This is a genomic window from Saccharomonospora halophila 8 (assembly GCF_000383775.1).
Lineage (GTDB): Bacteria > Actinomycetota > Actinomycetes > Mycobacteriales > Pseudonocardiaceae > Saccharomonospora > Saccharomonospora halophila.
Genome location: NZ_KB912528.1, coordinates 15,874 through 25,587 on the forward strand (window position 1 = coordinate 15,874; position 9,714 = coordinate 25,587).

Here is a 9,714-nt window from a genome sequence, read left to right on the forward strand (position 1 = left end):
GACGCAACTCGACGCGGCCTGGCTGGCCGTGGCCGAGCAGCTCGCCGCCACCCGGTTCGACGGTCTTCCGCTGGTGTTCGGGGGCCGCTCGTCCGGTGCGCGGGTGGCCTGCCGCACGGCCGCGGCCGGGCAGGCCTCCGCGGTGCTGTGTCTGGCGTTCCCGGAACACCCGCCCGGCAGACCGGAGAAGAGCCGTCAGGCCGAACTCGACGCCGTCCGGGTACCGACCCTCGTCGTGCAGGGGGACCGGGACCCGTTCGGCTGTCCGACGGCCGGGCCGCATCACGAGGTCGTCACGGTGCCGGGCAACCACAGCCTGGACAGCGACCTGGACGCCGTCTCGCGTGCGGCCTCGGAATGGCTGGGGCGGGTGCTGCGCCCGCTCAGCGCATAACCTGTTCGGCGGCCCCCGGGCGCCGTGCCCCGGCGCCTACCGGTCGTCCGGTGCGTCGTCCGGCTCGCGCCGGAAGCTGATCTTCGTTTCGGACACCCGCAGGCCACTGCGCTCGGCCACGGTCCGCCGGATCGACGCCTGCAACCGGTTCTTCAGCTCCGCCGGGGCGAGATCCCCGCCGCACTTGCGGGCGAGCAGCCGCTTGATCTGGTCGTCGATACCGTACTCCTCCAGGCACGGCGGACAGTCCTCGATGTGCCTGCGCAGCTCGGCGTCGCGTTCGGGGCTGCACTCCTTGTCCAGCAGCAGGTAGATCTCGGCGAGCGCGTCGTCGCATCCGACCTTGTCGACCTCGCCCGTGTCCGTGGACGGGTCGCTTCCACCGGAGTCGCCGCGGATGCACATCAGCGGGTCACCTCCTGTCGGGCCGAGCGTGCGAACCCCCGGTCGCGCGCGACGTCGGAGAGCAGACCACGCAGCTGTCCACGCCCGCGGTGCAGTCGCGACATCACCGTCCCGATCGGGGTGTCCATGATCTCGGCGATCTCCTTGTAGGCGAAGCCTTCGACGTCCGCGAGGTACACGGCCAATCGGAAGTCCTCGGGGAGTTGCTGCAGCGCCGCCTTGACGTCGGTGTCCGGCAGGTTGTCCATGGCCTCGACCTCGGCCGAGCGCAGACCCGTCGAGGTGTGGCTTTCCGCCTGGGCGATCTGCCAGTCGGTGATCTCCTCGGTCGGCTGTTGCAACGGCTGCCGTTGCCGCTTGCGGTAACCGTTGATGTAGGTGTTGGTGAGGATGCGGTACATCCACGCCTTGAGATTGGTGCCCTTCTTGAACGACGAGAAGGCGGCGTAGGCCTTGAGATACGTCTCCTGGACCAGGTCCTCCGCGTCCGCCGGGTTGCGCGTCATGCGCAGCGCGGCCGAGTAGAGCTGGTCGAGCAGCGGCATGGCGTCGCGCTGGAACCGCTCCGCCTGCTGCTGTTCCGCCTCCTCGGCCTGCGGCGTCGTGTCCTCGGACGCCGCCGTGGTCCCGGCGGGCGGAGCCGCGGTCTCGGACATGGCCGCGCTGTCAGCGGGGCTCTGGGTACTCGGCAAACCGTTCCCTTCCCGATCGGCGCCGTCGTCTCGGCGGGGCGTCCCGGCGCCGCGCGCCCACATCCGGTTCGAGCGTCCGCGCGGTGGGCCGGGGACTCTGGTCAGCGTTCCAGGAGGCAGCGTTGTCGGCACGTCGAACACAACATCCCGGACCGCCGGGATATTCCCGCCGGGCCGCGCCTGCCGTCGGCGCGTGCGGCGAGCGGGATCGGATCCCGGCGTCGGATTGCCGGACGACGGCCGGGCGAAACGCCGTCACGGTCGCCGCACGGAGTGAGAACGGACACAGAGCGGGGCCGGACGGGTGACGACCCCGTCCGGCCCCGGTCCGGCGCAACCTCAGGTGTTCGGCTTCTTGCCGTGGTTCGCGTTGTTCTTCTTGCGGTCGCGGCGCTTCCGAGCTCGCTTGGCCATGTTCACTCCTTGCGTCACTGCTCCACGTTTAGTGTGTCATGAGGGGGCCCGCCGATTCCGGCCGCCTCGGACCGAGGGGCGAGGCGGCCCGCCGCGACGCCGCCCACGGCACCACCGTGCCAGACGTAGCACCGATCAGGAGGGGCATGTCCACGCTCGCTGAACTGCTCGCCGACCACACCGGTCTCCCCGGCGAGTCCGTCGACCACCTGCAACTCGTGGTCGCCGAGTGGCAGCTGCTCGCCGACCTGTCGTTCGCCGACTTCCTGCTGTGGGTGCCGGTGCAGGAAGGGGCCGACGACTTCGTGTGCGTCGCCCAGGTGCGGCCGACCACGGCCCCCACCGCGCACCCCGAGGACGTGGTCGGGGAACGGTTCACCACCGACGAACACCCCCAGCTGACCCGGGCCATGCGGGAGGTGCGGATCTGCCGGGAGGAGGAGCCGCACTGGTACAACGACCTGCCGATGCGGCGGGAGGCCGTCCCGGTACGGCTGGGAGAGGCGGTGATCGCCGTTCTGAGCCGGGAGACGAACCTGGCCAGCCCCCGGGTGCCCAGCCCGCTGGAGATCGCCTACCTCGGAAGTGCGGCCGACCTGTGCCAGATGATCGCGGACGGGACCTATCCGAGTCCCGAGACGAACATCGACGTGCACACCAGCCCCCGTGTGGGCGACGGGCTCGTGCGTGTGGATCAGAGCGGCACCGTGGTGTTCGCCAGTCCCAACGGGCAGTCCGCCTACCACCGGATGGGATACGAATCCGATCTCATCGGAACCCGGCTCGCCCCGCTCACCCGGTCCCTCGTGCGGGATCCGTTCGACGCCACCGACGTGTCCCACCGCATCCTGGAGGCGCTGGACGGCAAGCCCGGCACCCGCACGGAGGTGGAGTCCCGGCGCGGTGCCGTGGTCCTGTTCCGTGCGCTGCCGCTGCGTCCCGCCGGACGTGCCGCCGGGGCGCTGGTCCTGATCCGGGACGTGACGGAGGTCAAGCGGCGGGACCGGGCCCTGATGTCGAAGGACGCCACGATCCGCGAGATCCACCACCGGGTGAAGAACAATCTCCAGACGGTCGCGGCGCTGCTGCGGCTCCAGTCGCGTCGGATGCAGTCCGGGGAGGCGCGGCAGGCGCTGGGGGAGTCCGTGCGGCGGGTGTCGTCCATCGCGATGGTCCACGAGGCGCTGTCGATGTCCGTGGACGAGCGGATCGACCTGGACTCCCTGTTCGACAAGGTGCTGCCCATGGTCAACGAGGTCGCCACGGCCGAGTCGCAGGTGCGCATGTCCCGCACCGGCTCGTTCGGGGTGGTGGCGGCCGAGATCGCCACCCCACTGGTGATGGTGGTGGCCGAACTCGTGCAGAACGCCGTCGACCACGCCTTCGCGGGCGGCCGGACGGGCCGGGTGGAACTGGTGGTCGAACGGTCGGCGCGCTGGCTCGACGTCCTCGTGCGGGACGACGGCAAGGGCCTGCCCGCGGGCTTCACCCTGGAACGCGCCGACGGTCTCGGCCTCCAGATCGCCCGGACGCTCGTGGAATCCGAACTGCGCGGTTCCCTGTCCCTGCGCGGAATCCACGAGGACGACACGGCGGAGGGGGACGACACGGCGGAGGTGGAATCGCCGGGGCGCGGCGACGGCGAACACGACGAGGGCGGCCACCGCGTTTCCGGAACGGAGGCCGCCCTGCGTATCCCGCTCAGCAGGCGCAGCTGAGTCCTTCCGTGCCCGGCGTGCTGAGGGCCGGTCCGCCCGGCATCGCCGGTCGGGATCCGTACCGCGCGCTTGAGGGTCGGCACCCGGAACGGATGCCGACCCTCAAACCTTCTGCCCTTTCGCCAAGGCAGAAGGGAATCGCGGACGCGTCGTTTCGCCTGCGCGGACGTCGCGTCAGAAGTTGCTCCGCGTACTGATCTGCGCGCGCCGACGCTTGAGCGCACGACGTTCGTCCTCGTCCATGCCGCCCCAGACACCGGCGTCCTGACCGCTGGCCAAAGCCCAGGCCAGGCAGTCGGATGCGACGGTGCAGCGGTGGCACACGGCCTTGGCCGCGGCAATCTGCGATACGGCGGGGCCGCTCGTGCCAACGGGGAAGAACAGTTCCGGGTCCTCGTCTCGGCAGGCCGCGCGGTGGCGCCAGTCCATTCTTCGAGCTCCTTGTTTCGGGCGCGGTGCTCCGCGCCACAGTCGTCATGGCGGTCTTTCTTCGGGGTGCTTGTGAATGCTTTCACGAAGAACCGGCTTCGACAAGTGTTCGATCGGGATCGGTGAGTCAGCTCACCCGGCCCGGTGACCCTTCTGACCTGCGCTTTCACCTTCTCACGGTGTCCGGTCCGGCGCGAGTGATGCGGTGAGTGGAGCTCTGGCGTCGACGAGTGGTAGGGGGGACTTTGTCGGTGGTGATCACGTGGTGTTGTTCACCGACAGCGACGGATCACAACGCAACCGTGAGCGCGTCCGGAACCCCGACGAACTCCACGTGGGTGCGTGGTCCCAGCAGTTCCCCGTCGACCTGCAGGCCCACCGGCTCCTCGGCCGTGATGCGCAGGACGGGCACGTCGTCGTGGCGCAGGAGTCGCCGTCCGCGGTGCTCCCCGCGCGTCCGCAGTGCCTGGCGGACGTGGCGCAGGACGGTGGGGAGTCCGAGCCCGGTCAGCGCGAAGAGGCCGAGACCGGAGTCGAACGAACTGTGCGCGTTCAGATGAACGGCACGCGGTCCCAGATAGCTCCACGGATCGGTGTTCGAGACGAACGCAGTGCGCACCTCGACGGGCTCGGCTCCGGGCATCCGCACGGTCAGCGTGGGCCGCCCGTGCGGCGGACGCAGATAGCCGGCGACCGCCGTCCGCAGGTACAACCACGGGCCGGTGCGCTTGCCGCGTCTGCGGTCGACGGCGGCGACCACGTCGGCGTCCCAGCCCATTCCCGCGTTGAACGTGAACCAGTGGCCGTCGGCGCGCCCGAGCCCCACCCGCCGGACGCTGCGCTCCTCCAGGGCACGGAGCAGACGCCCGGTCGCCTCGACCGGATCCCGGGGCAGACCCAGCGCGCGGGCGAACACGTTGGCCGACCCGCCGGGGACGACCCCGAGCATCGGCCGCGGTGCGGGCGGTTCCGGCGGGTCGAGCAGGCCGTTGACGACCTCGTTGACCGTCCCGTCACCGCCGTGCGCCACGACGAGATCGAGACCGTCCTCCACCGCCGCACGGGCGACGGCCCGCGCGTGGCCCCGGTGATCGGTCTCGACCACGTCCAGCTTCACCTCGCTGGCGAGCGCGTGCGCGAGCACGTCCCGACCACCCGGGGTGGTCGCGGTGGCCCTCGGGTTGACGACGAGAACGGCGCGCACCACCGCAGAGTAGGTGAATCCGGGCCGCCGGTGGGGTCTCGCGCGGACACGGGTCCTGCGAAACATCTCACCCGCGCGACCGGACCTCTCCCGGCGCTCCCTCACCAGGCCGGTGTGATCGCCGGGCCGCGGGTGCCGGACACCGTGCCGGCGCCGGACACCGTGCCGACGCCGGAGACCGTGCCGACGCCGGAGACCGTGCCGCGCCGGAGATCGTGCTGACTGCCCTGTCGGCCCTCCCGCTCCGGTCGGTTCGGCCCGCGTGCGTGGCCCTGCCGAGCGCCGTGACGAGTTGCACCCCGGGCGACCGCCCGCTCATCGACGACACCTGAATCCTTGCCCGGTGTGCCGCCACGGTAAAACGTCCGACCGGGTGGCATACCATCGGCTGTGTTCACGCACGGTCAATGCAGGAGGGCAGCTTCGTGCCGATCCGCGACGCGATCTCCCCGGCCCCACGCGAGGTCCGCCTCGCGGGGATCCTCACCGCCCTCCCCGGATTCGCGCTGCTCGCCTTCGGTGTGCTCGTGGGCCTCAACGCGGGTGCCTCACCGCTGACCGGTGTCGCGGTGGCCGCCGAGGCCGCCTACTTCGGCGTGCTCGCGGCCGGGGTGCTGGCCTGCGCGGTGGGGCTGCTGCTCGGCAAAACCTGGGCCCGTTCACCCGCCGTCGTCGTGAGCCTGATCCTCACGGGTGTCGGCTGGTACGCGACCGGGCCCTCGGACCAGCCGGGATTCGGCCTGCCCGTGATGGCGGCCGGTGTGGCGGTGCTCGTGTTGTTGTTCCGGCGGGCGTCCCGGGCGTGGGTACTCGGTCAGACGGAGGACGAGACCGAGGAGGAGGCCTCCCGCCGCGGCAGGGCCGCCGGACGCAGGGCCGAACGGGAACGCCGGGACGGCGGCGGGACCCGCTGACGGGTGGCCCGCCGACGGGACCCGGTCAGCACCCGGTCAGCCCCGGTCGGGCCCGCCGGGTCACGCCGACCCGGCGGAATCGGCGGCCAGCCTGCGGAGGGGTTCGTCGGTGAGGCGGTACACGGTCCACTCGTCCATCCCCTCGGCCCCGAGCGAGGTGTAGAACCCGACGGCCGGGTTCCAGTCGAGCACCCACCATTCCAGGCGCGCGTAACCGTGCCGGACGCATTCCTCGGCCAGCGCCGCGAGCAGGGACCTGCCGAGCCCGGTTCCCCGGGCCTCCGGACGCACGAACAGGTCTTCCAGGTAGATGCCGTGCACGCCGCGCCAGGTGGAGAAGTTGAGGAACCAGAGGGCGAACCCGACGATCCGCCCGTCCACCTCCGCGACGTGCCCGTAGAGGGCGGGCGCGGGGCCGAACAGCGCGGTGCGCAGTTGCCCGGCGGTGAGGTGGCACTCCTGTGGGGCCTTCTCGTACTCGGCGAGTTCGTGGACGAGGGTGACGACGGTCTCGACGTCGGTGTCCCGGACACGGCGGATGCGACGGTCCACGGGTGGGCTCCTCGGTGGCGGGCGACGGGGCCCCGTGAGCCTAGACCGCCGCGCCCGGCGCGGCGGTCGCCCGGTCGTGCGTGGTGTCCGCGACCGTCAGGACCGTCAGGACGGCGGCACGTTGAGGTGGCGGATCTGCGGAACGCCCCGCTGGCTTCCCAGCACGGTGATACTGGCCGGGTCGAACCGGAAGAAGCGCCCCGCCGCGGTGTCCAGCTCCAGCCAGCGGCTGATCAGGACCCGGCCGAAGTCGTCGTGCCCGACCAGCACCACGGGCCGCTCGGGCAGGGTCGGCCGCAGGTGGCCCAGCACCCGGTCGGCCCGCGCGCGGACCGCGTCGGCGCTCTCCCCGCCCGGGATCGGGTGCGTCCACACCGTCCAGCCCGGCACCCGCTCACGGATCTCCGGGGTGGTCATCCCCTCGAAGTCGCCGTAGTCCCACTCGACGAGGTCCTCGCTGACGTCGCTGACCTCCAGTCCGGCGAGTTCGGCGGTGTGCCGGGCGCGGCGCAGGGGGCTGCTCAGCACGACCGCCGACGAGTCGTCGGACATCAGCGCGTAGGTCCGCCCCGCGGCGTGGGCCTGCCGTTCACCGACCGCGGTCAGCGGCAGGTCGGTCCGCCCGGCGTGCCTGCCGGTGGCGGACCACTCGGTGTGCCCGTGGCGCAGGAGGAACAACGGGTGCTCGTGCGGGCCGGCGATCACGCCCGCAATATAGTCGCCCACTCCCCGGTCGTGGGGCCTGATCGGGTGGCCTGTCGCGGGCGGTGCCTCACGCGCCGGACGGCGCGGACGCGGCCCGCAGTGCGTCGTAGCGGGCCAGGCAGTCCTCGTACCGGGGGAGGATCCCGTCCTGCCGGGCCTCGGCCAGGGTGGGTGCGGCGGCGTCCTTGTCGGACAGCACGAAATCCGTGTCCGCGGGCCACGGCAGTCCCAGGGCCGGATCCAGCGGGTGTACGCCGTGCTCGGCGGTCGGGTTGTACCCGGTGGAGCACAGGTAGGCCAGCACCGTGTCGTCCTCCAGGGCCAGGAAGGCGTGGCCGAGGCCCTCGGCGAGGTAGAGGCCGCGGAAGTCGGTGCTGTCCAGCCGGACGGCCGCGTGTCGGCCGAAGGTCGGGGACCCGACCCGCACGTCCACCACGACGTCGAGCAGCGCACCGCGGGGGCAGTACACGTACTTCGCCTGGCCCGGGGGTGTGTCGGCGAAGTGCACGCCCCGGACGACACCCGTGTGCGAGACGCTGTGGTTCGTCTGTGCCACCGACAGCGGATGGCCGACGGCACGGAGGAACGCGGGTTCCTGGAACGGCGCGACGAACAGACCCCGCCGGTCGGGGAAGACCGGCGGGACGAACTCGTAGGCGTCGGCCACCGGCAGCTCGCGCACATCCATGCCGTGAGCATAGCGGCGGCGCTCCCGCGACCGGGAATCCCACCAAGCCGGACGGTCGTCTTGCGTTCTTGGTCCTGACCAGCGAATATCGGTCACGGTTCTGTGACGTCGGCCGCACCCCCGCGACACGGCGGGTGGCGGAGGTGGCACACTGGACGAACCGCCGCGTCCGGCGGCCACGGTGCGATGACGGACCGGATCTCAGCACCGGCCTCGACGGACGCCTCGTCGGCGAAGGGCGCCACAGCGCCGTACTCGCCGTGGTACGAGCCCACATCACCGGGGATGCCATCGTCGATGGCCCCCGTTCTCTCTTCAGCCCTGGAGATTGACGTGTCCCAAGCTCAGGTGAGCGACGAAGACATCTTCGCCGGTCATGAGGGTGGAAAACTCTCGGTGACCGCGACCCGCCCGATCGCGCAGGCGCGCGACCTCTCCATCGCCTACACCCCCGGGGTAGCGAAGGTGAGCCGCGCGATCGCCGAGGACGAGACGCTGGCCCAGCGCTACACCTGGGCCGACCGCCTCGTCGCGGTCGTGAGCGACGGCACGGCGGTACTCGGGCTCGGCGACATCGGGGCGCGTGCGTCGCTGCCCGTGATGGAGGGCAAGTCGGTGCTGTTCAAGACCTTCGCGGGCCTGGACTCGATACCGCTGGTGCTGGACACGACCGATGTCGACCAGGTCGTCGAGACGCTGGTCCGGCTGCGCCCCTCGTTCGGTGCGGTCAACCTCGAGGACGTGTCCGCGCCGCGCTGCTTCGAGCTGGAGGACCGGCTCAAGGACGCGCTCGACTGCCCGGTGATGCACGACGACCAGCACGGCACGGCCATCGTGGTGCTCGCCGCCCTGCGGGGCGCCAACATGGTGCTCGACCGGTCCGTCGCCGACCAGCGGGTCGTCGTGTCCGGTGCGGGGGCCGCCGGGGTGGCCTGCACCCGGATCCTGCAGGCGGCCGGGGTCGCCGACATCACCCTGCTCGACTCGAAGGGGATCCTGCACCCGGAACGGGAGGGACTGACCCCGATCAAGGCCGAGCTCGCGGAGACGACGAACGCCCGCGGGCTCACCGGCGGCATCGCCGAGGCGCTCGACGGTGCCGACGTGTTCCTCGGGCTCTCCAGCGGCCACGTCGACGAGGACCTGCTCAGCGGGATGGCACCCGATCCGATCGTGTTCGCCCTGTCGAATCCCGACCCGGAGGTGCACCCGGACGTCGCCCGCCGGTACTCGACGGTCGTCGCGACCGGGCGCAGCGACTTCCCGAACCAGATCAACAACGTGCTGGCCTTCCCCGGCATCTTCCGGGGTGCGCTGGACGCCGGTGCGCGGGCGATCACGGAGAACATGAAGCTGGCGGCGGCCGAGGCGATCGTCTCGGTGGCGGCCGACGAGCTGGCGCCCGACCACATCGTCCCGAGTCCGCTCGACCCGAGGGTGGCCGGTGAGGTGGCGGCCGCGGTGGCGAAGGCCGCCGAGTCGGACGGCGTGGCCTCCCACTCTCCGGAGTGGGAGGCGTAACGGTCCGCTTCCGGGGCCGTGCGGTCCGCCGGGTCCCGCGTGTCGCGCCGGGGTGGCGTCGTACGCGGGACCGCGGCC

At 71.7% G+C, this 9,714-nt stretch carries 12 protein-coding genes; 4 read left to right on the forward strand and 8 right to left on the reverse strand.

The genetic code is table 11. The features are described 5' to 3' along the window. The coding region (locus SACHA_RS26075) for an alpha/beta hydrolase family protein (protein ID WP_332253578.1) at window positions 1–394 on the forward strand (394 nt) is incomplete at its 5' end. 36 nt (window positions 395–430) lie between these two features. Here SACHA_RS26075 and rsrA read toward each other — a convergent pair. From rsrA to SACHA_RS26585, 3 genes are all read right to left on the reverse strand, one after another. Then, entirely contained in the window at window positions 431–799 is a 369-nt protein-coding gene (gene rsrA, locus SACHA_RS0108880; protein WP_019808928.1) for a mycothiol system anti-sigma-R factor, read from the reverse strand. Further along, complete coding sequence (locus SACHA_RS0108885) at window positions 799–1,491, reverse strand: sigma-70 family RNA polymerase sigma factor (RefSeq protein ID WP_157601641.1); 693 nt, start codon at window positions 1,489–1,491, stop codon at window positions 799–801. Before SACHA_RS0108885 ends, rsrA begins: the two co-directional genes overlap by 1 nt. A 339-nt stretch (window positions 1,492–1,830) precedes the next feature. Further along, on the reverse strand, window positions 1,831–1,905 hold the full coding sequence (locus SACHA_RS26585) for a 50S ribosomal protein bL37 (RefSeq protein ID WP_407690016.1): 75 nt from the start codon (window positions 1,903–1,905) through the stop codon (window positions 1,831–1,833). Window positions 1,906–2,051: 146 nt separating this feature from the next. Between SACHA_RS26585 and SACHA_RS0108895 the strand changes: the two genes are divergently transcribed. Next, window positions 2,052–3,623: a sensor histidine kinase gene (locus SACHA_RS0108895; protein ID WP_019808938.1), complete on the forward strand. Its 1,572-nt coding sequence runs from the start codon at window positions 2,052–2,054 to the stop codon at window positions 3,621–3,623. A gap of 174 nt (window positions 3,624–3,797) precedes the next feature. On the opposite strand, the gene SACHA_RS0108900 is transcribed toward SACHA_RS0108895, so the two are convergent. Together SACHA_RS0108900 and SACHA_RS0108905 are read right to left on the reverse strand one after the other, a co-directional pair. Then, the gene (locus tag SACHA_RS0108900) at window positions 3,798–4,052 is read right to left on the reverse strand and encodes a WhiB family transcriptional regulator (RefSeq protein ID WP_019808940.1); all 255 of its coding nucleotides are present in this window, start codon (window positions 4,050–4,052) and stop codon (window positions 3,798–3,800) included. 289 nt (window positions 4,053–4,341) lie between these two features. Further along, on the reverse strand, window positions 4,342–5,256 hold the full coding sequence (locus SACHA_RS0108905; RefSeq protein WP_028663014.1) for a diacylglycerol/lipid kinase family protein: 915 nt from the start codon (window positions 5,254–5,256) through the stop codon (window positions 4,342–4,344). Between the two features lie 407 nt (window positions 5,257–5,663). Here SACHA_RS0108905 and SACHA_RS0108920 point away from each other — a divergent pair, with 407 nt between their 5' ends. Continuing rightward, window positions 5,664–6,170 carry a hypothetical protein gene (locus tag SACHA_RS0108920; protein ID WP_019808948.1) on the forward strand — a complete coding sequence of 169 codons (507 nt, stop codon included), beginning with the start codon at window positions 5,664–5,666 and terminating at the stop codon, window positions 6,168–6,170. A 60-nt stretch (window positions 6,171–6,230) separates the two neighbouring features. On the opposite strand, the gene SACHA_RS0108925 is transcribed toward SACHA_RS0108920, so the two are convergent. The 3 genes from SACHA_RS0108925 to SACHA_RS0108935 form a co-directional block, all read right to left on the reverse strand. Further along, complete coding sequence (locus tag SACHA_RS0108925) at window positions 6,231–6,722, reverse strand: GNAT family N-acetyltransferase (protein WP_019808950.1); 492 nt, start codon at window positions 6,720–6,722, stop codon at window positions 6,231–6,233. A gap of 105 nt (window positions 6,723–6,827) precedes the next feature. After that, complete coding sequence (locus SACHA_RS0108930) at window positions 6,828–7,427, reverse strand: histidine phosphatase family protein (protein WP_019808952.1); 600 nt, start codon at window positions 7,425–7,427, stop codon at window positions 6,828–6,830. 67 nt (window positions 7,428–7,494) lie between these two features. Then, window positions 7,495–8,115 carry a dTDP-4-dehydrorhamnose 3,5-epimerase family protein gene (locus SACHA_RS0108935; protein ID WP_019808954.1) on the reverse strand — a complete coding sequence of 207 codons (621 nt, stop codon included), beginning with the start codon at window positions 8,113–8,115 and terminating at the stop codon, window positions 7,495–7,497. 297 nt (window positions 8,116–8,412) lie between these two features. On the opposite strand from SACHA_RS0108935, the gene SACHA_RS0108940 reads away from it, so the two are divergent. Then, on the forward strand, window positions 8,413–9,636 hold the full coding sequence (locus SACHA_RS0108940; protein ID WP_198010122.1) for an NAD(P)-dependent malic enzyme: 1,224 nt from the start codon (window positions 8,413–8,415) through the stop codon (window positions 9,634–9,636). The last annotated feature ends 78 nt before the right edge of the window (window positions 9,637–9,714 follow it).

What these genes read in the sequence shown, in the direction of transcription:
- rsrA (WP_019808928.1), bottom strand. Translation starts at nt 799, where the DNA reads ATGTGCATCCGCGGCGACTCCGGTGGAAGCGACCCGTCCACGGACACG.
- SACHA_RS0108895 (WP_019808938.1), top strand. Translation starts at nt 2,052, where the DNA reads ATGTCCACGCTCGCTGAACTGCTCGCCGACCACACCGGTCTCCCCGGC.
- SACHA_RS0108900 (WP_019808940.1), bottom strand. Translation starts at nt 4,052, where the DNA reads ATGGACTGGCGCCACCGCGCGGCCTGCCGAGACGAGGACCCGGAACTG.
- SACHA_RS0108920 (WP_019808948.1), top strand. Translation starts at nt 5,664, where the DNA reads ATGCAGGAGGGCAGCTTCGTGCCGATCCGCGACGCGATCTCCCCGGCC.
- SACHA_RS0108935 (WP_019808954.1), bottom strand. Translation starts at nt 8,115, where the DNA reads ATGGATGTGCGCGAGCTGCCGGTGGCCGACGCCTACGAGTTCGTCCCG.
- SACHA_RS0108940 (WP_198010122.1), top strand. Translation starts at nt 8,413, where the DNA reads ATGGCCCCCGTTCTCTCTTCAGCCCTGGAGATTGACGTGTCCCAAGCT.